The organism is Amycolatopsis sp. NPDC004169, from assembly GCF_040610315.1.
GTDB lineage: Bacteria > Actinomycetota > Actinomycetes > Mycobacteriales > Pseudonocardiaceae > Amycolatopsis.
On record NZ_JBEXMD010000002.1, the window covers coordinates 79145 to 103622 of the forward strand.

The 24478-nt window shown below is 71.9% G+C and carries 23 protein-coding genes; 10 read left to right on the forward strand and 13 right to left on the reverse strand.

All coding sequences use genetic code 11. The annotated features are described in order from the left end of the window. The first annotated feature begins 91 nt into the window (after positions 1-91). Positions 92-982, forward strand: coding sequence for a hypothetical protein (locus ABZX11_RS03020; RefSeq protein ID WP_354909361.1), 891 nt, complete (start codon positions 92-94; stop codon positions 980-982). Between the two features lie 39 nt (positions 983-1021). Here ABZX11_RS03020 and ABZX11_RS03025 read toward each other — a convergent pair whose 3' ends face one another. From ABZX11_RS03025 to ABZX11_RS03080, 12 genes are all read right to left on the reverse strand, one after another. Next, complete coding sequence (locus ABZX11_RS03025) at positions 1022-1666, reverse strand: hypothetical protein (protein ID WP_176172327.1); 645 nt, start codon at positions 1664-1666, stop codon at positions 1022-1024. 80 nt (positions 1667-1746) lie between these two features. Then, entirely contained in the window at positions 1747-2535 is a 789-nt protein-coding gene (locus ABZX11_RS03030; RefSeq protein WP_354909364.1) for a hypothetical protein, read from the reverse strand. Then, on the reverse strand, positions 2532-3035 hold the full coding sequence (locus ABZX11_RS03035) for a hypothetical protein (RefSeq protein WP_176172326.1): 504 nt from the start codon (positions 3033-3035) through the stop codon (positions 2532-2534). The genes ABZX11_RS03030 and ABZX11_RS03035 overlap by 4 nt, the downstream gene beginning before the upstream one ends. Further along, on the reverse strand, positions 3023-4231 hold the full coding sequence (locus tag ABZX11_RS03040; RefSeq protein WP_354909366.1) for an MlaD family protein: 1209 nt from the start codon (positions 4229-4231) through the stop codon (positions 3023-3025). Before ABZX11_RS03040 ends, ABZX11_RS03035 begins: the two co-directional genes overlap by 13 nt. Further along, entirely contained in the window at positions 4231-5310 is a 1080-nt protein-coding gene (locus ABZX11_RS03045) for an MCE family protein (protein WP_354909369.1), read from the reverse strand. Before ABZX11_RS03045 ends, ABZX11_RS03040 begins: the two co-directional genes overlap by 1 nt. Further along, positions 5307-6341 (reverse strand): MCE family protein, encoded by a 1035-nt coding sequence (locus ABZX11_RS03050; protein ID WP_354909371.1) that lies wholly within the window; start codon positions 6339-6341, stop codon positions 5307-5309. Before ABZX11_RS03050 ends, ABZX11_RS03045 begins: the two co-directional genes overlap by 4 nt. Then, complete coding sequence (locus ABZX11_RS03055; protein WP_354909373.1) at positions 6338-7330, reverse strand: MCE family protein; 993 nt, start codon at positions 7328-7330, stop codon at positions 6338-6340. Before ABZX11_RS03055 ends, ABZX11_RS03050 begins: the two co-directional genes overlap by 4 nt. After that, a complete protein-coding gene (locus tag ABZX11_RS03060) occupies positions 7327-8331 on the reverse strand; it encodes an MCE family protein (RefSeq protein WP_176172322.1) in 1005 nt (334 codons plus the stop codon). The genes ABZX11_RS03055 and ABZX11_RS03060 overlap by 4 nt, the downstream gene beginning before the upstream one ends. Next, a complete protein-coding gene (locus ABZX11_RS03065; protein WP_354909375.1) occupies positions 8328-9602 on the reverse strand; it encodes an MCE family protein in 1275 nt (424 codons plus the stop codon). The genes ABZX11_RS03060 and ABZX11_RS03065 overlap by 4 nt, the downstream gene beginning before the upstream one ends. After that, positions 9599-10450 (reverse strand): ABC transporter permease, encoded by an 852-nt coding sequence (locus tag ABZX11_RS03070; protein WP_176172320.1) that lies wholly within the window; start codon positions 10448-10450, stop codon positions 9599-9601. Before ABZX11_RS03070 ends, ABZX11_RS03065 begins: the two co-directional genes overlap by 4 nt. A 3-nt stretch (positions 10451-10453) precedes the next feature. Then, on the reverse strand, positions 10454-11248 hold the full coding sequence (locus ABZX11_RS03075; RefSeq protein ID WP_176172319.1) for an ABC transporter permease: 795 nt from the start codon (positions 11246-11248) through the stop codon (positions 10454-10456). 464 nt (positions 11249-11712) lie between these two features. Next, a complete protein-coding gene (locus ABZX11_RS03080; protein ID WP_217709622.1) occupies positions 11713-12705 on the reverse strand; it encodes an LLM class flavin-dependent oxidoreductase in 993 nt (330 codons plus the stop codon). Between the two features lie 199 nt (positions 12706-12904). Between ABZX11_RS03080 and ABZX11_RS03085 the strand changes: the two genes are divergently transcribed. Then, positions 12905-16675, forward strand: coding sequence for a hypothetical protein (locus ABZX11_RS03085; protein ID WP_354909831.1), 3771 nt, complete (start codon positions 12905-12907; stop codon positions 16673-16675). A 608-nt stretch (positions 16676-17283) separates the two neighbouring features. Here the strand turns inward: ABZX11_RS03085 and ABZX11_RS03090 are convergent. After that, positions 17284-19398: an ATP-binding domain-containing protein gene (locus ABZX11_RS03090; protein ID WP_354909379.1), complete on the reverse strand. Its 2115-nt coding sequence runs from the start codon at positions 19396-19398 to the stop codon at positions 17284-17286. Between the two features lie 124 nt (positions 19399-19522). Here ABZX11_RS03090 and rsmD point away from each other — a divergent pair, with 124 nt between their 5' ends. The 8 genes from rsmD to rpmF all read left to right on the forward strand — a co-directional run bounded on the left by rsmD (position 19523) and on the right by rpmF (position 24469). Further along, on the forward strand, positions 19523-20083 hold the full coding sequence (gene rsmD / locus ABZX11_RS03095) for a 16S rRNA (guanine(966)-N(2))-methyltransferase RsmD (RefSeq protein WP_354909382.1): 561 nt from the start codon (positions 19523-19525) through the stop codon (positions 20081-20083). Between the two features lie 43 nt (positions 20084-20126). Beyond that, positions 20127-20612: a pantetheine-phosphate adenylyltransferase gene (coaD, locus tag ABZX11_RS03100; RefSeq protein ID WP_176172316.1), complete on the forward strand. Its 486-nt coding sequence runs from the start codon at positions 20127-20129 to the stop codon at positions 20610-20612. 129 nt (positions 20613-20741) lie between these two features. After that, entirely contained in the window at positions 20742-21425 is a 684-nt protein-coding gene (locus ABZX11_RS03105; RefSeq protein WP_354909385.1) for a ribonuclease domain-containing protein, read from the forward strand. A 64-nt stretch (positions 21426-21489) separates the two neighbouring features. After that, positions 21490-21990 carry a SigE family RNA polymerase sigma factor gene (locus ABZX11_RS03110; RefSeq protein WP_176172314.1) on the forward strand — a complete coding sequence of 167 codons (501 nt, stop codon included), beginning with the start codon at positions 21490-21492 and terminating at the stop codon, positions 21988-21990. Continuing rightward, the gene (locus ABZX11_RS03115; RefSeq protein ID WP_354909388.1) at positions 21990-22694 is read left to right on the forward strand and encodes a hypothetical protein; all 705 of its coding nucleotides are present in this window, start codon (positions 21990-21992) and stop codon (positions 22692-22694) included. Before ABZX11_RS03110 ends, ABZX11_RS03115 begins: the two co-directional genes overlap by 1 nt. A gap of 110 nt (positions 22695-22804) precedes the next feature. Beyond that, the gene (locus tag ABZX11_RS03120; protein WP_176172312.1) at positions 22805-23533 is read left to right on the forward strand and encodes a DivIVA domain-containing protein; all 729 of its coding nucleotides are present in this window, start codon (positions 22805-22807) and stop codon (positions 23531-23533) included. Positions 23534-23611: 78 nt separating this feature from the next. Beyond that, complete coding sequence (locus ABZX11_RS03125; RefSeq protein ID WP_176172311.1) at positions 23612-24214, forward strand: YceD family protein; 603 nt, start codon at positions 23612-23614, stop codon at positions 24212-24214. A 72-nt stretch (positions 24215-24286) separates the two neighbouring features. Beyond that, a complete protein-coding gene (gene rpmF / locus ABZX11_RS03130; RefSeq protein ID WP_003090635.1) occupies positions 24287-24469 on the forward strand; it encodes a 50S ribosomal protein L32 in 183 nt (60 codons plus the stop codon). Positions 24470-24478: the final 9 nt, after the last annotated feature.

The window sequence follows — 24478 nt, forward strand, 5'->3', positions numbered from 1 at the left end:
CCGAAGCAATCGCGGATAAGGAATCGGGAGAAAGGAGGCTACCGTGCCACTTGCTTCACGTTGTGAACGGGTATCGGTCAGGGGAGCCGCATTGACGGTCTCGGCGGCACTGGCCCTGTCGCTGTGCACGTCGCCGGCGTCGGCGGCCACCGCCGGCGGGGTGATCGCGTGGGGGAAGCAGGACTTCGCCGTCACCGTTCCCCCCGCCGAGGCGCTGTCCGGGGTCACCGCCGTGTCGGCGGGCACGACGAGCGTGCTCGCGTTGAAGGGCGGGGCTGTCCTCGCGTGGGGCGCGAACAACTGGGGCGCCAACGAAGTGCCCGCCGCGGCGCTGTCCGGGGTCGGTCAGATCGCGTCGGGCTGGGGGCACGAACTCGCGCTCAAGAACGGCCAGGTCCTGGCCTGGGGCAACGACTGGTACGGCCAGACCGACCTGCCCGCCGCGGTGACCAGCGGTGTCACCGCGATCTCGACGTCCTATATGCACAGCCTGGCGCTCAAGCAGAACGGCCAGGTGGTGAGCTGGGGCAGCCGGACCGACGTGCCGGCGGCCGCTCAGTCCGGCGTGACCGCGATCGCCGCCGGCGCCGACCACAACCTGGTGATCAAGAACGGCGGCGTGCTGGCGTGGGGGAACAACGCCTACGGTCAGGCGACCGTGCCGGCGGGGCTGTCCTCGGGGGTCACCGCGGTGTCCGCCGGGGCCCAGCACAGCCTGGCGCTGAAGGACGGCCGCGTCTACGCGTGGGGCCGCAACAACTACGGGCAGACGACCGTTCCCCCGGAAGCCCTCTCGGACGTCGTGGGCATCGACGCCGGGTCCAACCACAACCTGGCGGTCAAGGCCAACGGCGACATCGTCGTGTGGGGCTCGAACCTCGTCGGGGAGTCGAGCCCGGCCACGTGCGGGCCGGTCTTCGCCATCTCCGCGGGCGAGAACGACAGTTTCGTGGTCAAGGAAGACATCAACGCGCCCTGCTGAGCGGACGGGTGGCGGGCGGGGCGCCCGCCACCCGGTGGGTCAGCTCTGCGGAGCGGTCAGATCGAGCGAAATGGTGTTGCCCGGCCCGGAAACCAGGGCGCCGAGCGCGAGGTCGGCGATGAAGCAGTTGCTGAACTCCGGAATCGTGTACGTGGCGCCGACGGTGATCTTCGGCGCGGTGATGTCGATGTCCGGGGCGACCAGGTTCAGCTCCACCGGGGTCTTCGTCCGGCAGGCGCCGGGCACGGTCGGCAGCGGGATCACCGGCGCGAGCAGCCCGACCCAGATGTCGGAGATCTCCATGTTGGCCTTGGCGTGCGTGGTCAGCGTGCCGTCGGCGATGGTGCCGGTGGCCGGGCCGAGCGGGATCACCTTGACCTTGGCCTTGATCCGGAACAGGCCGGAGACCAGGGAGATGTCGGCCTGCGACGGCGGCAGCGTCAGGTCCGCCTTGAGGCCGACCGAGCCGGTCTGGTCGTCGATGATGAGGTTGCCCTGGAGCGAGCCGGGGCCGAGTTTCATGGTGCTGCCGGTCTTCTTCACCGTGGTGGTGCCGGCGACGCTGTAGGACACGGGGATCTCGATGATGTCGGCCGAAGCCGGCGTCACGGCCACCCCACCGAGCACGACGGCCGTCGCCGACGTGAGCACGGCCAGTCTCTTCAGCTGCGTTGCCACGGACATGGTTGTCCTCCTTTTGCGTTTTCCCGGCCGTTTCCGGGTGCTCCCGGAAACGGTGACGTGCGGTAGTGCGGTGGACCGCCTCAGCGGGGCTCGAGTTCGGTGACGACCCAGCCGCCGTTGGTGTGCTCCGCGGTCACGGAAAGCTGAGCCGCGGCGCTGTCGATCGCATTGTTGTCGGCACGGACGGCGGATTGGTCGAGAAAGACGAGTAACCGCGCGTGACCATTTTCGAGTTCTTGGACCGCGATGGCCGAAACGCGCGAAGTGAGCACGAGTTTCTGTTCCGGAGCTTTGCGCCTGACTTCGGCGAAGAGCTTGTCGTAGGAATCCTTGGCCGACCCACGCAACACGGCGGCGGCCGCCTTTTCGGTGACGTCGGTCCGGTCGTAGGAATAGGAGAAGATCCGGTTGACGGCGAGGGTGACCGCGGAGGTGACATCGGCGGTGGCCGCAACATCGGTGAGAGCGCGGTTCGCCGCGGCGGGGTTGGCGGCGGCGGAGCGGGCTTCGAGGGTGAACCAGACGCCGGCGCCGGTGAGGAGGACGGCGGCGGCGAGGAGGAGCACGGGAAGACGACGCCAGGCGGGGCGGGCTTCGGCGGGGGTGGTACCGGGCTCGGCGGCTTCGGCCTCGGCGGCTTCGGGCTCGGCCGCCTCGCGCTCGGTGGCGGTGTTGCTCTTGGCGGCAGAGCCGCCGAGAGCGGTGCGTTCGTTGGTGGTGGCGGGGGTGTTGTCGGTGGTCGCGTTGCCCGTGGTGGCGTCGGCGGTGGCGGCGGCGGGCCCGCCCGCAGCCGCGCGAGTCTCCTCGCCAGCGGCACCCTCGGCCGTGTTCGCGTCAACGGGCCCGGCGGCACCCACCGTGCGGCTCATCGGGCCCCCACCGGCAGCTGGTCCAGCGCGCTGAGTTTCCACCCGTCCGGCGTCCGGCTGAGCGCTGCCGCGAAGCGGTTGCGCTTCACCGCCGGGGCCGTTCCCTGCTTGGCCATCGTGATCTCCACCGAGGCCAGCATCTTCGCCGTGCCCGCGTGCTCGTCCAGTTCGCTCAGGGCCGCGTCCACCACGCGGCCCGTGGCCACCGTCGCGTTCGCCGACAGCGTCTTCTTCGTGGTCTCGTCCGTCCGGGCCAGCTGGTCGTGCAGGGGGCCCGTCGAGGCCGACAGCCACTTGCCGAGGCCGCCCTCGACGTCGTGGTAGTCCAGGGTGTTCAGCTCGGCCACCAGCGTGCGGCCGGTCGCCAGTGCTTCGTCGCGCGCCGCCCCGTACGTCACCGAGGAGGCGTGGGCCGCCGCGTACCACGAATAGCCCGACCAGCCCGCGAACACCGCCGCCGCTGCCGCCAGTGCCACCGGGATCACCCTCACCGCAGCCACAGCATCTCCTCGAGGCTCGTCGCCGTCGCCTGGGTGCCCAGGGCCAGCGGGCTCGTCACGCCGCCCGGTACCGCCGGGGCCGGCACCGGCGGGTGCGGGGCGTTCTGCGCGCCGCGCACCGAGCTCTCGCTGCCGTAGGGCAGCGTGCAGGCCGAGTCCGTGTTGAACGGCAGCGGCGACAGGTCGCTGCTCGGCCGGTGCGGGGTCTTCTCGTAGCCCGCCAGGCACGGCGGCGGGTCGTTGAAGTTCAGCGACAGCCCCAGCCGCAGTGCGCTCCCCGAGTCGTTCAGCGCCGAGCCGACCGCCGCCACCGCCTTCGGGGTGTCGGCCAGGAACTGCTGTTCCGCCGCGGTGCGGGTGGCGAACACCCGGGACGTCGTCAGCAGGTTGGCCAGCAGGATCGGCAGGCCGGGATCGTTCTCCTCGAGCAGCCCGCTGAGCTCCGACGCCGCCGGCGGGGCGGCCGCGATCAGCCGCCGCAGGTCGCCGTCGGAGTTCGCCAGCTGCTGGGCGAAGACGCGGGCGTTGCTGCTGAACGAGCGCCACTCCGCCGACGAGCCGAGCTGCGTGCGCAGCACCGTCGCGCCGTCGTCGATCAGCTTCGACGTCTGCGGCAGGTGGTTGCTCGCCTCCTGGGTGAACGTCGTCGCCGAGTCCATCAGCGTCTGCAGGTCCGGGCCGCTGCCGCGCAGGGCGTCGTCGAGCTCGTCCACCACCGTGCGCAGGTCCTGGGTCGGCACCGACGCGGTGAACGAGTCCAGGTCGGTCAGCAGGCTGTTCACCGGCAGCGGCAGCGTCGTCGACTCGCGGCGGATCACCGAGCCGCCGCCGAGGTAGGGCGCGTCGGCCGTGCGCGGCTGCAGGTCGACGTACTGCTCGCCGACCGCCGAGCGGTTCGCCACCACCGCCCGCGAGTCCGCCGGGATCGGCGGGGCGGCGTCGTCGATGAGCAGGTCCGCCTCCATCCCGGTGACGGTGAGCCGCAGCTCGCCGACCCGGCCGACGGCGACGCCGCGGTAGGTCACCTCGCCGTTGGTGAACAGGCCGCCGCCTTCGGCGAGCTCGAGCTTCACCGTGTAGCTGCCGGACCCGAACAACCGGCCCAGCCCGGCGTAGTTCGCGCCGACGAACGCGGTCGTGGCCAGCGCGATCACCACGAACAGGACGACCTGGACACGGACTCTGCGGCTCAGCATCAGCTGCCTCCGGAGACCCGGGTCCCGCTGCTCGGCAGCGGGAGCGTCGGCAGGCCCGGCGGGACACCTTCGCCGGGCGGGGGCAGCGGCACGCCGGGTGCCGGGATCATCGAGACGTAGGAGTTGACGTAGTCGCCCTTGACCGCGCCGAGCACCGAGTCCGGGAACGGGAACGTCGGCAGCATCTGCAGCGACTGCGGCAGGTCCTGCCCGGCCGCGGCCAGCTGCCCCAGGATCGGGGCGAGCGCACGGAGGTCGGCGACCATGTCGTCGCGCGTGCGGTCGACGACGTCGGTGGCGACCGTCCCGAGCCGGTCCAGCGCCTGCAGCATCGACACCAGCTGCGTGCGCTGGTCGGTGAGCGTTCGCAGCCCCGGCGTCAGGTCGGTCAGCGCGCCGGAGACCTGCTCGTGGCGGTTCGCCAGGGTGGCCGAGAGCCGGTTCAGCCCGTCGAGCGCCTCGGTGATGTCGGAGCGGTGCGCGTCCAGGTCGGTCACCAGGGTGTCCACCCCGGACAGGAACGACCGGATCTGGTCTTCGTTGCCGTTCATCACCTTCGACAGTTCACGGTTGATCGTCTGCAGCTGCCCGATGCCGCCGCCGTTGAGCAGCAGGGAAAGGGCGCCGAAGATCTCTTCGAACTCGGGGTTGCGGTTGGTGCGGTCCAGGGTGATCGTGGCGCCGTTCGCCAGCCGCCCGGTGCCCGCGGGTTTCGGGTCGCCGTCCGGCGCGGCCAGTTCGACGAACTTCTCGCCCAGCAGGCTGGACTGGCGCAGCCGCGCGACCGCGTTGGCGGGCAGCACGACGTCGCCGTTGACCTTCAGCACCGTTTCGGCCGTCCAGCCGTCCCCGCCCAGCCGGACTTCCTGCACCCGCCCGACCGGGACGTCCCCGACCTTCACCGCGGCCTGCGGCACCAGGTCGAGCACGTCGGCGAACTGCACGGTCACCGAGTACGGGTGGTCGCCGACGTCCGCGCCGCCCGGCAGGGGCAGGTCGTAGACGCCCTTGAACTCGCCTGAGGAGCAGCCCGCGAGGGTCAGGCACCCGACGGCCACGGTCGCGACGATCCGCTTCACCGCCTGCCTCCGTTCGTGTACACGTCGCCGGTGACCGGCAGCGGCAGCGGCTGGAGGTAGTAGTCGAAGTTGCCGCGGCCCCGCAGCTGCCCGGTGGCCGGGTCGACCGCGTCGAGCACGTTGGACACCGCGAGCGGGACGTCGTCGAGCGTCTCGGCCAGCGCCGCGCGCTGCTCGACGAGGGTCTGCGTGGTCGTCACCAAGTTGTCCACGTTGGCCTTGAGCGCGCCGCGGTTGTCGCGGATGAACCCCTGGACGTCGGCCAGCGCGCGACCGAGGCCCTCGAGCGCCTTGGCCAGGTCGCCGCTGTTGGCGGCCAGCGTGCCGGAGATCTGCGCCAGCTGCTGGTTGACGTTGTTCACCTGGCTGTCGTTGGTGGCCAGCATGGTGGTGAACTGCTGCAGCTCGCCGACCGTGCCGAACAGGTCGCTCGAGTTGCCGGCCAGCGTGCGGGCCAGCTGGGCGAAGTTGCGGACGCTGTCGTTGAACGCGCGGCCGTTGCCCTGCAGGTTCTGCGCGCCGGTCTTCAGCAGGTCCGAGAGCGCGCCCTGTGCGTTGGCGCCGTCCGGGCCGAGCGCCTTCGAAATCGTGTCCAGGCTGGCGTAGAGCTGGTCGAGCTCCACCGGGGTGGCCGTGCGCTGGACCGGGATCGTCGCGCCGTCCGGCAGCCGCGGCCCGCCGCGGGCCGGCTTGGCGAACTGCAGGTACCGGTCGGCGACGACGCTGGGGGCGATCACCAGCAGCGTGGTGTCCTCGGCGACGCCGACCGAGCCGTCGACGCTCAGGTCGACCTGCACCCGGTCACCGCGCGGGGTGACCTTGTCCACCTGGCCGATCCGGACGCCGAGCACGCGGACGTCCGAGCCGGGGTAGACGCCGACCGCGCGGGTGAAGAAGGCCGTGACGTGGTGCTGGCCGGAGCCGGAGAACACCCACCACAGCGCCGCGGAGACGACGAGGGCGAGCAGCAGCGCGGCGGCGACGAAACGGCTCGCCAGGACGCCGGCGCGGGTGGTGGTCAACGCGCTCACTTCGCCCCTCCCGGGTTCTTCGGCGGGGTGCAGGGGTCGTGGTTCTCGGGCAGCAGCCCGCAGAGGTAGGCGTCGATCCAGCGGCCGTTGCCGGTCGTGTTGGTGAGCACCCGGAAGTACGGGCCGGCCAGCTGCAGACCCCTGGTGAGGTTGTCGTTCTGCCGCTTGAGCAGGTCGGTGACCTGGCCGAGCGACTGCAGGGCGGGCTTGAGCGCGTCGGTGTTGTCCCGCACCAGCCCGCTGAGCTGCTCGCCCAGCCGCGCCGAGCCGGTCAGCAGCTCGCGGATCGCGTCCCGGCGGCTGTTGAGCTCGGTGAGCAGCAGGTTGCCGTCGCCGATCAGCTTTTCGAAGTCGTCGTTGGAGTTCGCCAGCGTCGTGGTCAGCTTCCGGGCGTTGGCCAGCAGGTCGGCGATCTGGCTGTCGCGGCTGGAGACCGTCTTGGACAGCCGGGACAGGCCGTCGAGCGCGCTGCGGACGTGCTCGGGGGAGTTGCGGAAGGTGTCCGACAACGTGGTGAAGCTGTCCGCGAGCTGCTTGGTGTCGATCGCGCCCACGGTGTCGGCGAGGCCGTTGAAGGCGTCGGTGACGTCGTAGGGCGTGACGGTCCGGGCCCGCGGGATCGGCTGGTCCGGGTTCTGGACGGCGTCACCGGTCGGGTTGAGCGCGAGGAACTTGCGGCCCAGCAACGTCTTGATCTTGATCTCGGCCGACGTGCGGTCGCCGACCCAGGCGTTCTTGACCCGGAAGAAGACCAGGACGTGGTCGTCGGCCAGCCGGACGTCGCGGACCTCGCCGACCTTGATGCCGGCGATCCGCACCTCGTCGTCCGGCTGCAGGCCCGCGGCCTCGGAGAACTCGGCCTCGTAGGTGGTGCCGCCGCCGACGATCGGCAGGTTGTCGTAGTTGAACGTCACGGTCAGCAGCGCGGCCAGCGCGACGCTGCCGATCACGCCGAGGACGATCGGGTTGCGCTCCTTGAAGGACTTCACGATTCGCACCTCTGCGTGGGGACGAACACGCCGCGCTGGGGCGTGGTTTCGAGCGTGGCGCGGCAGAGGAAGAAGTTCATCCACGAGCCGTAGGACGCGGTCCGGGCGATCTCGTTGAACTTCACCGGCAGGTTCGTCAAGAAACTGTCCACATCGGACTGGTTCTGGGCCAGCGTGCCCGCGACGCCCTTCAGTCCGGCGATGCTGTCCTTCAGCGGCGGCCGGGCCTGCTCGAACAGGCCGGCGGTGGACTCGGTCAGCGCGCCGATCCCGCTGATGGCGTCGCCGATCGCGGCGCGGTCACCGGCCAGGCCGGACACCAGCTGCCGCAGGGTGGACACCAGGTTCGCGAGCGCGTCACCCTTGCCGTTGACCGTCTTGAGCACGTCGTTGAGGTTGCCGATCACCTCGCCGATCACCTTGTCGCGCGAGGCGAGGGTGGTGGTCAGCGAGCCGGTGTGCTGCAGCAGGCTCTCGACGGTGCCGCCTTCGCCCTGCAGCACCTGGACGATCTCGCCGGAGAGCTCGTTGACGTCGTTGGGCGACAGCGCCTGGAACAGCGGCTTGAAGCCGTTGAACAGGTCGGTGAGGTCCAGCGCGGGGGTCGTGCGGTCCAGCGGGATCTCGCCGCCCTGGGGCAGCTGGTCCCGGGTGCCGGTGGTCCCGCGCTCCAGCGCGACGTACCGCTGGCCGACCATGTTGCGGTACTTGATGACCGCGTGCACGTCGGCGGGGAGCCGGCGGCCCTGGTCGAGGGAGAACCCGACCACCGCGCGGTTGCGGTCGCCGATCTCCAGGGACTCCACCTGGCCGACGCGGACCCCGGAAATGCGCACGTCGTCGCCGACGTTGAGCGCGGTGGCGTCGAGGAACTTGGCCGTGTAGCGCTCGGTGGCGCCGACACCGGCGTTGGTGATCGAGATGGCCAGCAGGGCCGTCGCCAGCGCCGTGACGGCGATGAAGACGAGGCTCTTGACCAGCGGGGCGGCGATGTTCCTCACTTGAGCGTCACCTCCGTGCCGCGGTAGAGCGGGCCGACGAGCACGCTGCTCCAGGCCGGGACCTCGCCGGTGGGCACCCCGATCGACGGCGCGACCAGGGTGGACAGCAGCTGCTCCTCCTGCGGCGAGTTGGCGACACCGAGATCGCCCTGGCCGCCGGTCAGAAGCGGGTGCCCGGTGGTGCCGGGGGCCGCGGCCGCGGTGCCGGCGGTGGGGGCGACGCCGGAGGGGTAGCAGCGGGGCTCGCCGCTGTCGGTGAAGCGCGGGTCGTCCCGGCCGGGCAGGTACTTGCCGCTGTTGGCGGTCACCGAGACTTCGGCGTGGAAGCCCGGCTCGTCCGTGCCCGCGCCGAGCACCTTGTCCATGGATTTCCTCAGTGCGTTGAGCGAGCCGATCGTGCAGGCGAAGCTGGGGGAGTACTTCGCCGCGACCTCCAGCGGCGCGCGGCTGTCGGCGGCCAGGGAGATGAGGTTGTCCCGGTTGCGGGCCAGGAACGCGGCGACCTGCTGGGACGACGACGTCACCTGCTGGTACACCCCGGCGAGGTCGGCCTGCTTCTCCTTGACCGTGTTGAGCGTGACGGCGGAGTCGGTGAGCGCGTCCAGCAGGTCGGGCGCGATGTCGCCGTAGAGCCGGGAAACCGAGGCGAGGTCCCGGACGTCCGAGGTCAGCTGCGGGAGGTCGGGGTTGAACTGCTCGAGGTAGTCCGCGGCGGTGCCGATGGTCTTGCCGAGCTGCTCGCCGCGTCCCTCCAGCGCCGTGGAAACCGCGGTCAGCGTCGTGGCCAGCTTCTGGGGCTGGACCGCCTGCAGCACCGGCAGCAGGTTGCCGAAGACCCGTTCCAGCTCGACCGCGTTCGCCGAGTGGTCCTGCTCGATGACGTCGCCGGCGACCAGGTGCGGGGCGCGCTCGCCGTCCGGGATGGACAGCTGGACGTACCGCTCGCCGAACAGCGTCTTCGGCACGAGCAGCGCGGAGACGTTGCGGGGCAGCATGTCCACCTTGCCCGGTTCCAGAGCAAGCGCTATCTCGGCGCCCTGCGGTGTCGCCCGGACGCCGCGGATCTCGCCGACGAGCACGCCACGGGCCTTGACCTGGCCGCCGGGGGAGAGCTGGTTGCCGATCCGGCTCGCCTTGAGCGTGACCGGGACCGTGGTGACGAAGTCCTTGTCGTAGACCTTGATCGAGAGCGTCACCAGCGCACCCATCACCACGAGGAACAGCACGCCCGCGGTGCGGATCCCGGCCTTGCGGCGGGTTTCCCGGCTCATCCGGCCACCTGCACGGTCGTCGTCGCGCCCCAGATCGCGAGGGAGAGGAAGAAGTCGAGGACGCTGATCGCGACGATCGCGGTGCGCACCGCGCGGCCCACCGCGACGCCGACGCCGGCCGGCCCGCCGCTCGCGCGGAAGCCGTAGTAGCAGTGCGCCAGCACCACCACGACGCTGAACGCCAGCACCTTCCCGAAGGACCACAGCACGTCGCCGGGCGGGAGGAACAGCAGGAAGTAGTGGTCGTAGGTGCCGGCGGACTGGCCGAAGAACCACACGGTGACCTGGCGCGAGGCGAGGTAGCTCGACAGCAGCCCGATCGCGTAGAGCGGGATGACGGCGAGGAAACCGGCGATCACCCTGGTCGTCACCAGGTAGGGGACGCTGGGGATGCCCATCACCTCCAGCGCGTCGATCTCCTCGGAGATCCGCATCGCGCCGAGCTGGGCGGTGAAGCCGCAGCCGACCGTGGCGCTCAGTGCGAGCCCGGAGACCAGCGGCGCGACCTCGCGGGTGTTGAAGTAGGCGGAGACGAACCCGGCGAACGCCGACGTCCCGACCTGGTTGAGCGCGGAGTAACCCTGGAGGCCGACGACCGTGCCGGTGGCCACGGTCATCCCGATCATCACGCCGACCGTGCCGCCGATGACGGCCAGCGCGCCGCTGCCGAAGCTGACCTCGGCCAGCAGGCGGACGACTTCGCGCAGGTAGCGGTGCAGGGCCCGCGGAGTCCACGCGATGGCGCGGAGGAAGAAGAGGATCTGGTCGCCGAGGGTGTCGAGGAAGCCGAACCGGCGGTCGACGGCCTCGCGTACCCGAGCCGCTCTCGGGAGGTCCGTGGTCGTCACTTCTCAGCTCCCCTTGGGCGGCACGAGTTGCAGGTAGACGGTGGTGAGGATCAGGTTCAGCACGAACAGCAGCAGGAACGTGATCACGACGGACTGGTTGACCGCGTCGCCGACGCCCTTCGGGCCGCCCTTGGGGTTGAGGCCGCGGTAGGAGGCGACCACCCCGGCGACGAACCCGAAGATGACCGCCTTGATCTCGCTGATCCACAGGTCGGGCAGCTGCGCCAGGGCCGAGAAGCTCGCCAGGTAGGCGCCCGGGGTGCCGTGCTGCATGATCACGTTGAAGAAGTAGCCGCCGAGCACGCCGACGACGCTGACCATGCCGTTGAGGAAGATCGCGACGCCCATCGCGGCGAGCACCCGCGGCACGATCAGGCGCTGGATCGGCGAGACGCCGAGCACCTCCATCGCGTCGATCTCTTCGCGGATGGTGCGGGAACCGAGGTCGGCGCACATCGCGCTGCCGCCCGCGCCGGCGATCAGCAGCGCCGTGACGATCGGGCTGGCCTGCTGGATGATCGCGAGCACGCTCGCCGCGCCGGTGAACGACTGCGCGCCGATCTGCGTGGTCAGCGACCCGATGTGCAGCGCGATCACCGCGCCGAACGGGATCGAGACCAGCGCCGTCGGCAGGATCGACACGCTCGCGATGAACCAGAACTGCTGGATCAGCTCGCGCACCTGGAACGGGCGCCGGAAGGTCAGCCGGACGACGTCGAGGCCGAGTCCGTAGAGCCGTCCGGTCTGCCGCAGTGCGGCCGCCCCCGGGAACGACGCCGTCGTCGTCCGTTCGGCCATTCGTGTGCCTCCAGCGGTTTCGGCGGCACGACGAATACGCCCGAGAAGGCCAATGGAAAATGGACCGAACGGAGTAACAATTGCCGGCCATTCACGGTCTCGGGGGCACCGTGCCGTTTCCTACTGGTCGGTACGCTAACGACGGCCTTGCTGGGAGACAAGAACTTGAGCAGGATCACGGGGTCACGGGCTGGTAACCGAGCATTTCTTGTCCGGCAATGACAAACGGACCTGATCTTGTTGTCAACGAAGGAAAAGAACTCCCGCTCCGCCCGCACCCGGCCTTGACAATACGTCCGGCTTTGTCAATTCCCGCGTACCGGAACAGTCGACACGCGTACCTCGGGGGTCGGCCTGCGTACCCGGAGGGTCGGACGGCGATCCGACCCTCCGGATGCGTGAACCGACCCTCCGGGTACGTGAACCGACCGCGTGGGTGCGCGAACCGACCCTCCGGGTACGGGTCAGGACTTGAGGGCGGCGAGGAGTTCGTAGGAGCGGACGCGGTCGGCGTGGCCGTGGACCATCGTGGTGACCATCAGCTCGTCCGCGCCGGTGTCGGCCAGCAGCTGCTCGAGTCCCTTTTGGACGGTTTCGGGCGAGCCGACGATGCTGGATCCGAAGCGCTCGGCCAGGAACGCGCGGTCCATTTCGGTGTACGGGTACTCCGCGGCCTCTTCCGGGGTCGGCAGGGCGATCGGGCGGCCGCGGCGGAGGCTGAGGAACGTCAGCCCGCTCGGGCCGGCCAGGAACCGGGCGCGCTCGTCGGTTTCGGCGGCGACCACGGACACCCCGAGCATCACGTACGGCTCGTCGAGCACGCCGGGCCGGAAGTTGTCGCGGTAGAGCTGCACGGCCGGGATGGTGTTCTCGGCGGCGAAGTGGTGCGCGAAGGAGAACGGCAGCCCGAGCCGGGCGGCGAGCTGGGCGCTGAAGCCGCTCGAACCGAGCAGCCACACCGGCGGCTGGTTGCCCTCGGCGACGGCCGCGTTGACCCCGCGCGCCTCCGAATGGGTGAAGTAGCCGATCAGCTCCTGCAGGTGCTCCGGGAAGTTCTCGGCCGACAGCCCGCCCGGCCCCCGCAGGGCGAGCGCGGTCCGCTGGTCGGTGCCGGGCGCGCGGCCGATGCCGAGGTCGATCCGGCCGGGGTGGAACGCCTCCAGGGTGCCGAACTGCTCGGCGACGACCAGCGGCGCGTGGTTGGGCAGCATCACCCCGCCGGACCCGACGCGGATGCGCTCGGTGGCGTCGGCGACGTGCCCGATCAGCACGGCGGTGGCGGAGCTGGCGATCCCGGGCATGTTGTGGTGCTCGGCCAGCCAGTAGCGGCGGTAGCCCAGCCGTTCCGCGGCGCGGGCGAGGTCCAGGGTGTTGCGCAGCGTCTCGCCGACGGTGTTCCCCTCCGAGATGGGGGACAGGTCGAGCACGGACAGCGGCACGTCAGGCAGTGAGCTCACAACCGGGGTCAACGCCCCGGTGCCGCCAATGCTTCCCGAGGGCCGTCTGTGACGACCTTCACGCCCCGCGCCGCCGGTCCCCGCGCGACCGGTGCGGGCCGGAGTTCCGATTTCCGCACCCGGCCGCGCGGGATTGGCTACGGTGGGCGAACCGGAAAATGAACAACAGGAGGACGGGGTGCCGCGTCCCGAGCGACCGTTGGATCCCGGAGACGATCAGCTGACCGAATTCGCCGCCGATCTCCGGCGGTTGCGGGAGAGCGCCGGGAATCCGACCTACCGCGAGCTCGGACGGCGGGCGCACTACTCGGCCGGCACGCTGTCGGAGGCCGCCGGCGGGCGGAAACTCCCCAGCCTGGCGGTGACCTTGGCCTACGTCCGGGCCTGCGGCGGGGTACCGGGTGAATGGGAGGAACGCTGGCACGCGGTCGCCGAAGAGTCGCGCGCCGAGGGTGCCGATTCACCGCCCGAGCCGGAATCCGGGGAAATTCCGCCGTACGTCGGGCTGGCCGCTTTCACCCCCGCCGACGCGGGTCGATTCTTCGGTCGCGAACGACTCGTCGAAAAGCTCGTCGAACGACTCGGGAGACAGCGTTTTCTCGCCGTCCTCGGCGCCTCCGGCTCCGGGAAGTCCTCCCTGCTGCGGGCCGGTCTGCTGCCTTCGGTGAAGGGCCCGGCCGTGCTGCTGACCCCGGGGCACCGCCCGCTGCAGGAGTGCGCGGTCAAGTTCGCCGCCGCGCTCGGCGTCGCGCCCGGTGCCCTGCTCGACGACTTCGCCGCGCACCCGCGCAACCTCGGCCTCGCCGCCCGCCAGCTGGCCGACGAGGGCGGTGAGGACGTCGTGCTGGTCGTCGACCAGTTCGAGGAGGTCTTCACCCTCTGCCAGGACGACCAGGAGCAGGCCCGCTTCCTCGACGCGCTGGTCACCGCGACCACCGAGCCCGGCAGCCGCACCCGGGTCGTCCTCGGCATCCGCACCGACTTCTACACCCACTGCGCGCGGCACGCCGAGCTCGCCGAGGCCATGCAGGACGCCCAGGTCCTGGTCGGCCCGATGACGACCGAGGAGCTCCGCCAGGCGATCACCCGGCCCGCCGTCGACACCGGCTACCGCGTCGAGACCGCACTGGTCTCCCGCCTGGTCGCCGACGCCACCGGCCAGCCCGGTGTGCTCCCGCTGCTTTCGCACGCGCTGCTGGAGACGTGGCGCCGCCGCCGCGGCACCACGCTGACCCTGACCGCCTACGAGTCCACCGGCGGCATCGAGCGGGCCATCGCGCAGACGTCCGAAGGCACGTACGCGAAGCTTTCCCCGCGCCAGCAGCGGCTGGCGCGCCAGATCTTCCTCCGGATGACCGCGCTCGGCGAAGGCACCGAAGACACCAAGCGGCGCATCGGCCGCGCCGAGCTCGACGCCGACGACCCCGACACCGCCGTCGTCCTCGGCGAGCTGGCCGCGGCCCGGCTGGTCACCCTCGACGACACCGGCATCGAGATCGCCCACGAAGCCCTCATCCGCGGCTGGCCGCGGCTGCGCGAGTGGCTCACCGAAGACCGGGAAGGCCTGCGCGTGCACCGGCAGCTCACCGAGGCGACCGGGGCCTGGGAGTCGGTCGACGAGGACCCCGGCTGGCTCTACCGCGGCACCCGGCTGGCCATCGCCCGGGAGTGGGCCGCGCACCAGGACTCGGCGCTGTCCCGGCGTGAGCGGCGGTTCCTCGACGCGAGCCTCGCCGTCGAGCACGCCGAGGAGGAACGCGACCGCCGCCGCACCCGCCGGCTGCGCCAGCTGGTCGCCCTGCTGGCGGTGCTGCTGGTCTTCGCGGTGGCCGCCACCGTCTACGCCGTGCGTGCCGAGACCACGGCCACCGAGCAGCGCAACGACGCGCTCGCCCAGAAGGTCGCCGGCCAGGCGCTGGCCATGCGCGCCACCAACCCGGCGCTGGCCGCGCAGCTCGCCCTCGCCGCGTACCGCCTCGACCCCGGCGCCGAGGAGCGCAGCGGCCTGCTCGGCATGTTCGGCTCGCCGTACGCGACACGGCTGACCGGGCACACCGGCCGGATCAACACCGTCGCACTCCGGCCGGACGGGCAGGTCATCGCCACGGCCAGCTGGGACGGCACGGCCCGGCTCTGGGACGTCCACGACCCGCACCACCCGGCGCCGCTCGGCGTGCTCGCCGGGCACCAGGGCAACGTGAACAACGTCGCCTTCGCCGCCGACGGCCGGACCGTCGCCACCGCGGGCTTCGACGGCACCGTCCGCGTCTGGGACGTCTCCGACCCGGCGCGCCCGGGCCCCGGCACCACGATCGAGAAGCACGAGGGCAAGGCCTACGCGGTGGCCTTCAGCCCGGCCGGGCCGCTGCTGGCGACCGCCGACGTCGAAGGCACGATCCGGTTCTACGACACGGCCGACCCCGCCCACCCGCGGCCGTCGGGGGAGCTGACCGGGCACACCTCCTACGTCAACAACCTGGCCTTCAGCGGCGACGGCAGGCTGCTCGCCTCGGCGTCGGCCGACAAGACCGCGCGCATCTGGGACGTCGCTTCGCGGACGCAGCTCGGCGTCGTCGCCGGGCACACCGACGTCGTGCACTCGGTCGCGTTCAGCCCCGGCGGGCCCGTCCTCGCCACGGCGAGCCAGGACCAGACCGCGCGGCTGTGGGACATCGCCGACCCGGCCCACCCGGTGGCGCTGGCGTCGCTGACCACGCACAAGGCGATCGTGCGCTCGGTGGCCTTCGCCGGGGACGGGCGCACGCTCGCCACCACCGGCTTCGACCGCACGGCCCGGCTGTGGGACGTCGCCGACCCGAAGCAGCCGCGCGAGCTGCAGTCGCTGCCCGGGCACACCGGCGCGGTCGTCTCCGCGGTGTTCACCCGCGACGGCCGCACCCTCGCCACGGCCAGCGACGACCAGTCCGCCCGCCTCTGGGACCTGCCCGGCCCCGCCATCCCCGCGCACACGGCCCAGGCGTGCCACGTCGCCTACGGCAACGGCGGCAAGCTGCTGGTCTCCGGCAGCTACGACCGGACAGTGCGGCTGCACGACCTCGCGGACCCGCGCGCGCCGCGGGAGCTGGCCACGATCGGCGGGTTCGGCGACGCGGTCTGCGGCGTCGCCGTCAGCCCCGACGGCCGCACCCTGGCCACCGGCAGCTGGGACCACACGATGACGCTGCGGGACATCACCGACCCGGCGAAGCCGGGGCCGCCGGTGGTGTTCAACCGGACCCACGACGACATCGACGCGGTCGCGTTCAGCCCGGACGGCCGCCTGCTGGCCACGGCGGGCGACGGCCACACGGCCCGGCTGTGGGACCTGGCCGACCGCCTGCGCCCGGTGGAGATCGCGAAGCTCGAGGGCCACGACGACGACGTCCACACGCTCGCCTTCAGCCCCGACGGCCGGACGCTGGCCACCGCGGGCTGGGACCACACCGCGCGGCTCTGGGACATCTCCGCGCCCCGGGCCCCGCGGCCGCTGGCGAAGCTGGCGGGCCACACGGACACGATCTTCTCGATCGCCTACAGCCCCGACGGCAGGCACGTGGCCACAGCGAGCGCGGATCGCATGGTCCGCCTGTGGGACGTCACCGACCCGGCGCACGTACCGCCCCCGGCGGTGCTGGCCGGACACACGGACGTCGTCATGTCGGTGTCCTTCGGCGGCGACGGCCGCACGCTGGCCTCGGGCAGCTACGACCGCACGATCCGCCTGTGGGACGTCGCGGCGGCGACGCCGTACGCGGTCCTGCCCGAGCAGCGCGACCGCGTGTACGCCGCCCAGTACGCGCCGAACGGCCACACGCTGGCGGGCGCGGGAGCGGACGGCACGATCCGCTTCTGGGAGGGCGACCCGGACCGCGCGGCCGAGCGGATCTGCGCGGCGGTGTCGCCCCGGATCAGCGAGACTGAGTGGACCGGAAGCTTCCCGGACCTCGGCTACACCCCGCCCTGCCCCTGACCGGGTTGTTCGGCGTTGTTGTTCGGTGGGTGAGCGCGGACACCGAACAACCCGGATCGAGTAGACATGCCCTCGGACGATGTCGTCCCCACGACGTTCATTTCACCGGGGGTCTGAAGGGCTCCTTCGAGGGCACGGGAAACCCGCCTCCCCGCCCCGCGAAGGGGCCCTTCAGCGTTTGACCGGCCCCCGGCAAGAGCGCCCCGACGCGGTTCGCACGCCTCCCCGCCACCGAGCCGCGCCGGGGCGCTCGGGTCTTCGCGGTGGGCTGGGGTGGCTCGCCGAGCTGGAGCCGGGGCCGCGCTCGTCGAACGCAAGCTCGGTTCGCGCCGACCACCGGCTGGGCCGCGGGGGAGATAGTCGCCTGGCGAGCCCGAGCCGCGAGCCCGAGGCACGCGTGGGGCTGTGGCTCGTCGAGCCGGGCCGCGAGCCGAGGCCCACGCCGAGCCGCGGTCAGGCGGTGGGGGAACCGAGGTCCGGGCCGAAGCCGGCGCGATCCGCTGGGGCCTTGCCGCCGTGCGGGACAGAGCCTGGCTGGCGCGCCGGCCCGAGCCGGGGCCGCGACGGCGCCGGGCGAACCCGGGCCGAGCGCGCCGGCCGGACCGAGCTCAGGCGGACGGGATCCAGTCCGGGTCCGAGGCCAGCACGATCAGCTGCTGCGTCGCCCGGGTCAGCGCCACGTACAGCACCCGGCGGCCCGTCGTCGACTCGCTGATCAGGTCCACCGGCTCCACCAGCACCACCGCGTCGTACTCCAGGCCCTTCGAGTCCAGGCTGCCGACGACCTTGAGCCGCTCGTCCGCCTGGCCGGCCAGCCAGCCCGTGACCTCCGGCACCCGGTCCATCGCCGTGATGACGCCGACCGTGCCCTCGACCGCGCCCAGCAGCTCCTTCACCGCCGCCTGGGTCGCGGACGCCAGCCCCGCCGCCTCCACCGGGCGGACCTCCGGCTCCACCCCCGTGCGGCGGACCGCCACCGGCAGCTCGCCCGACTCCGCGTGGTTCGCCACGACCTTCGCCGCCAGGTCGAAGATCTCCGCCGAGTTGCGGTAGTTCGTGCGCAGCGTGTACCGCCTCCGCGCCGTCTTGACGCCGAAGGCCTGGTCGCGGGCCGAGGCCGCCTCCGCGGGGTCCGGCCAGGAGCTCTGGACCGGGTCGCCGACCACCGTCCAGCTCGCGTACTTGCCGCGCCTGCCCACCATCCGCCACTGCATCGGCGACAGGTCCTGGGACTCGTCGACGACCACGTGCGAGTACTCGTCGTAGTGCTCCGGTCGCGTCGGTGCCCCGCCCGAGCGCTGCGGCTCGACCTCGATCACCTGGCGGCGTTTGCGCTTCGGCGGCGGCCCGACCAGCACGCGCAGCTCGTCGAGCAGCGCCACGTCCGCGATCGACCAGCCCCGCGACCGGTCCGCGAAGTCCGCGGCCAGCATCGCGATCTCCGGCCGGTTCAGGATGCCCTTGGCCGCCGCGGCCAGGCGCTTCTCGTCGCCCAGCCACTTGAGGATCTGCGCCGGGTACAGCACCGGCCACCAGACGACCAGGAAGCGGTGGAAGTCGATCCGCTCGCCGAGGTCGGTGATCAGCTCGGCCCGGTCGATCTGCCTGCCGTCGTCCTTCGCGTGCTCCTCGGCCTTCGCGGCCAGGGCATCCAGCAGCAGCTCCGCCGCCCGGATCCGCGACCGGTTGGGCGGCGCGCCCTGCGTGTGGGCCTTGCGGCGGACCTTCTCCAGCTCGCGCGCGTTCAGCTTCAGCACTTCGCCGCGGTAGACGATCCGCATCTCCTCGGGTGCTTCCGGCGGCGTGTCGCGCAGCGCGCGCAGCAGCACCTTCCGCATCCGCAGCGACCCCTTGACGGCGGCCAGCGGCGCCGCGTCCTGCCGGGTCGCCTCCAGGCCGTCGAGGACCTCGCCCAACGCACGCAGTTCGACGTTCGTCTCGCCCATCGAGGGCAGGACCCGCGAGATGTAGCTGGTGAACACTCCCGACGGCCCGATGACCAGCACGCCCGCCCCGCCGAGCTGCCGCCGGTAGCGGTAGAGCAGGTAGGCCGCGCGGTGCAGGGCGACCGCCGTCTTGCCGGTGCCCGGCCCGCCGGTGATCTCGGTGACGCCGCGCCACGGCGCCCGGATGACCTCGTCCTGCTCCTTCTGGATGGTCGCGACGATGTCGCGCATCTTCTCGCCGCGGGAGCGGCCGAGCGCGGCCATCAGCGCGCCCTCGCCGACGATCTGCATGTCCTCGGGGACGGCGTCGGCGATCAGCACGTCGTCGTCGACGTCGAGGACGTTCTGGCCGGAGCAGCGGATCACCCGCCGCCGCACGACGTCCATCGGCTCCTCGGCGGTGGCCTGGTAGAACGCCGCCGCGGCCGGCGCGCGCCAGTCCGTGACCAGGTTGTCGAACTCGGCGTCCCGGATGCCGAGCCGCCCGACGTACACCCGCTCGGAGTCGAGGTGGTCGAGCCGGCCGAAGACGAGGCCCTCGTACTCGGCGTCGAGCGTCTGCAGCGTCTGGTTGGCGTGGTGGACCATCATGTCGCGCTCGAACAGCATCGACGCCTGCTCGAAGATCGCCTCGCGCTGCGCGCCCTGGCCGATCTCGTAGCCCTTCGTGCGCATCGCCTCGGCCTGGGCCTTCAGTTCGTTCAGACGGGTGTACACGCGATCGACGTGGGCTTGTTCGATGGCGATCTCGGCCCGTCTGACCCGAGGTTCGGACACGCATGGCTCCTTGACAGCTTTGGGATCGCCTCCGAGGGCGAAGAACGACTCTACGCGGTGGCCCGGGCGGGGACACCCGTGTCCCGGTCATCCGCGCGGTGTGCCTTCCCCGCACAATCGGGGGGTGACCAGGATCGTGGCCGGGACGGCGGGCGGGCGGCGGCTGAAGGTGCCGCCGAAGGGCACCCGGCCGACGTCGGAACGCGTGCGGGAAGCCCTGTTCAACGCCCTGGAGACGGCCGGCGAGCTGGACGGCAGCCGCGTTCTCGACCTCTACGCCGGCTCCGGCGCCCTCGGTCTCGAAGCCCTCTCGCGCGGCGCGGCGGACGCGCTGTTCGTCGAGTCCGACCGGCGGGCGGTGGACGTCCTGCGCGGCAACGTCGCGGCGCTGGGCCTGGGCGGCACGGTCCGGGCCGGGCAGGTCGAGGCGGTCGTCGCGGCCCCCGCGCCCTCGGCGTTCGACCTCGTGCTGGCCGACCCGCCGTACGCCGTCGACGCGGCCGCGCTCGGGTCCGTGCTGGCCGCGCTGGCCGCGGGCGGCTGGCTGGCGGCGTCGGCGCTGGTGGTGGTCGAGCGGGCCGCCCGCGACGGCGAGCCGGACTGGCCGCCGGGCTTCGAGCCGACCCGGACGAAGAAGTACGGCGACACGGCCGTCTTCTGGGCGGAGTTCACGGCTGTGGCGTGAACCACGCGGCGGAAACCGGCTCCGGCACGGTAGCGTCCGCGCCATGCGGCGTGCGGTCTGTCCCGGTTCCTACGACCCGGCCACCAACGGCCACCTCGACATCATCGAGCGGGCCAGCCGGCTGTTCGACGAGGTCGTCGTCGCGGTGGGGGTCAACCGGTCGAAGAAGGGGCTCTTCGAGGTCTCCGAACGGCTCGAGATCCTCGGTGAGATCACCGCGAAGCTCGGCAACGTGCGGATCGACTCGTGGGAGGGCCTGCTGGTCGACTACTGCCGCGACAACGACATCGCGGCGGTCGTCAAGGGCCTGCGCTCGGTCAGCGACTTCGACTACGAGCTGCAGATGGCGCAGATGAACCGCGAGCTCACCGGCGTCGAGACGCTGCTGATGGCGAACAACCCGGCGTACGGTTTCGTGTCCAGCTCGCTGGTCAAGGAGATCGCCGCGCTCGGCGGCGACATCGAGCGGTTCGTGCCGCCGACGGTCTACGAGCGCCTCTCGGAGAAGTTCCCGAAGCTCGGCGGCTGACCCTCCACAAGGGACGCGTGTCCGGTTCCCGTCGTTCGGCCCCCTCCGTTCGTCGGGACTTCGGCCCCGAGCTGCGGGAGTTCACGTCGGCGTCTCCTGACGATCATTCGATCGGGTTACGGTCCGAAAATGACCAACTACCGATCGCGCCTGGCTGCCGTCCTGCTCGCGCTCCTGGCGACGCTGTTCGCCGGGGCCGCCACGCCGTCTCCGGCCGTCGCCGCGCAGAACGCCTGCGGGAACCTGTCCGGCTTCTCGCACACGACGCTCTCCGCGCTGCCGGCGGAAGCGACGACGACCTACAACCTGATCCAGACGGACGGGCCGTTCCCGTACCCGGACAACGACGGCGTCGTCTTCGACAACCGCGAGGGCATCCTCCCCGCCTGCGCGTCGGGCTACTACCACGAGTACACGGTGCCGACGCCGGGCTCGAGCACCCGCGGCACGCGCCGGATCGTGACCGGCAGCGCCGGCGAGTACTTCTACACCGGCGACCACTACGCCACCTTCAAGGTCATCGACATCGGCGGTGGCGGCACGCACGCGTGCGGCGACCTCTCCGGCCTGGCGAAGATCGGCTACTCGCAGCTGTCCTCGGCCGCGAAGACCGTGGTGGGCAACGTCCGCAGCGGCACGGCCACCGGCACGACCTACGAGAATCGCGAAGGCGTGCTGCCGTCGTGCGCCTCCGGCTACTACAAGCTCTTCACCGTCGGCACGAACGACCGCGTGATCTCCGGCAAGGCCGGCGAACTGGCCTACACGCCCGACCACTACGCGACCTTCAAGAGGATCGACCTGAATTCCTGATCCCGTGCAACGCGCCGCGCCCCCTCGTCCGTGAGGTACACCGGATGACGGTCGAGGAGGCGCGATGCGGGCTGCGGACGACGCGGACTTCCGGGAGTTCGCCCGGGCACGCGCGAGCGCGCTGAGACGGACGGCGTACCTGCTCTGCGGCGACTGGCACCTCGCGGAGGACCTCGTCCAGGTGACGCTGCTCAAGCTGTACCGGGTCTGGCCGAAGATCACCCGGCGGGGGCCGGTGGACAACTACGCCCGGCAGGTCCTGCTGCGCTGCTGGCTCGACGAGCAGCGGCGGCCGTGGCGGCGCCGGGAACGCCGTGACGGCGTGGTGCCGGACCGGCCCGCGTCCGCTCCCGAGACCGGGATTTCCGATCCGCTCCTGCGTGCCCTCGCCGAAGTCCCGCCGAAGCAGCGCGCCGCGGTCGTGCTCCGCTACTGCGCCGACCTCCCGGCGGCCGAAGTCGCCGAGGTGCTGCGCTGCTCGGAGGGGACGGTCCGGAGCCAGGCCGCACGCGGTCTCGAGACGCTCCGGGGCGTGCTGGAGCACAGCGCGGAGAGGAGCGCGTGATGCCCGACCTCAAAACCCGCTTGCGCGAGGTGGCCGTCCCGGACCCGCCGCTCGGCTTCGACACCGACGAGGTCGCCGACCGCGCGGCCCGGCACGTCCGGCAGCGGCGCGTGGGGATCGCCGGCACCTTCGCGCTCGCCGCGGCCGTCGCGGCCGTGGTGGTGTTCGCTCCCGGTCCGGCGCCGGTGCCGGCTGCCGGTCCGCCGTCCCCGCCTTCGCTCGCCGAGCAGGCGAGGATCCGGCAGGCGCTCGCCGCCGCCGTGACGGGCCTGTACCCCGGGGTGCGGAACCTGACGGTCGGCACGTCGCCCGCCGACGCCATCGGCCCCGCCCGGATGGCGGTGACCGCCACCTTCGCCGACGCGTCCGGGCAGCCCGGGTCCTTCCAGCTGACGGTCTACGGCAGGCGGTCGCCGGGCGACCACGTGCCGGTGGCCCGGTCCTGCTCGGAGCTGAATCCCGCCGGGCTGCGCTGCGATCGGATCCCCCAGCCCGCCGGGGCCGTGCTGCTGGTGTCCGAAGCCGCCTACGTCAGCGAGGAGTCGTTCGTGAAGCTCCGCGGCCTCAACGGCGTCCTCCGCCGGGCCGACGGCTCGGCGGTGACCATCCTGGACGCCGCCGACGACGCCGCCGACTCGGTGCAGCTGACCGAGGAGCAGCTCGTGAAGGTGATCACCGATCCGGCTTTCACGCTGTCCGGGTGACTCCGGCGCCGGGCGTGGTCCCGGGGGACACGCCCGGCGCCGGTCGCGTTCACCGCTTCGGCGCCCGATGCGGGCAGACTGGTTCACAGCGACAGGGGATTGGAGTTGCCGTGTACCGGGTTTTCGAGGCGCTCGACGAGCTCGTCACCATCGTCGAGGAGGCGCGCGGCGTCCCGATGACGTCCAGCTGCGTGGTGCCCCGCGGCGACGTGCTCGAACTCCTCGACGACGTTCGCGACGCCCTCCCGGCGGAGGTCGACGACGCCCAGGACGTCCTCGACAAGCGCGACGACCTGATCCACGCCGCCCGCAAGGAGGCGGGCGAGACGGTGGCGGGCGCGAACGCCGAGGCCGAGCGCGCGATCGCCGACGCGACCGACGAAGCCGAGCGCATCCTCGCCGACGCCCGCGCCCGCGCCGAGCAGATGCTCGCCGACGCCCACGACCAGGCCGACCGCACGGTCGCGGCGGGCCAGGCCGAGTACCAGAACCTCACCGACCGCTCCCGCGCGGAGTCCGAGCGGATGATCCAGGCCGGCCGCGACGCCTACGACCGGGCCATCGAGGACGGCCGCGCCGAGCAGGCCCGGCTGGTGGCCCAGACCGAGGTGGTCCAGGCGGCCCACGCGGAGTCGGCCCGGATCGTCGACGAGGCCCACGCGGAGGCCGACCGCCAGCGAGCGGAGTGCGACGCGTACGTGGACGGCAAGCTGGCGGAGTTCTCCGAGCTGCTCGCCACCACGCTGCGGACGGTGGACTCGGGCCGCAACCACCTGCGCTCGCCGGCCAACCTGCCCAGCTCGGGCGGACGGCCGACGCTCTACGACTACCAGGTGTGACAAGGCTCTCGGCCGTCACCCGCCCGGCGGGGTGTCCCAGCTCAAAAGGGGTGGCGACCGGTGCGTACCCTGGACGGGATGTCCGAGAACAAGACCCCCCAGCTCGACGACCGCAGCCCGTGGGTGATCGACACCCGTGAGCTCGGCCGTCACGCCGGCCTCAGCCGCGCCGTCCGGCGCAGCGTGCCGGTGGAGACGCCGCTCGGCGTCCCCGACGTCATCACCATCGAAGCCGGCTCCGAGCTGGAACTCGACCTGCTGCTCGAGTCCGTCGTGGAAGGCGTCCTGGTCAGCGGCACCGCCCGCGCGACCGCGAAGGGCACCTGCGCCCGCTGCCTCGACCCGCTGACCGAAGAGGTCGAGGTCGAGGTCCAGGAGCTGTTCGCCTACCCGGGGTCGGCCACCGAGGAGACCACCGAAGAGGACGAGATCCCCCGGCTGGTCGACGACCGGATCGATCTCGAGCCCATCGTCCGCGACGCCGTCGTGCTGGCCCTGCCGCTGGCTCCGCTGTGCACCGAGGACTGCGCCGGGCTCTGCACGGACTGCGGCGTCAAGTGGGCCGATCTCGAGCCCGGACACGGGCATGAGAAGATAGATCCTCGGTGGGCCGCACTCGTGGAGCGATTCGACGAGAACGCGGGCGAAAAGCCTGCGCCGGGCCCCGCTGAGCAAGCCTGACGAGCGCCAGCTCGTTCCGGAGGAAAGTTCGCTCGCACGACCGCGAGCAGACCGTCATAAGGAGATTCACTCGTGGCCGTCCCGAAGCGGAAGATGTCGCGATCCAACACGCGCTCCCGCCGCAGCCAGTGGAAGGCGGCTCCGGTGCAGCTGGTGCCCTGCTCCAACCGCGCCTGCAAGCAGCCGAAGCTCCAGCACGTCGCGTGCCCGTCGTGCGGCCAGCACAACGGCCGCCAGGTCGTCGAGCCCGCCTGATCGGGTAGC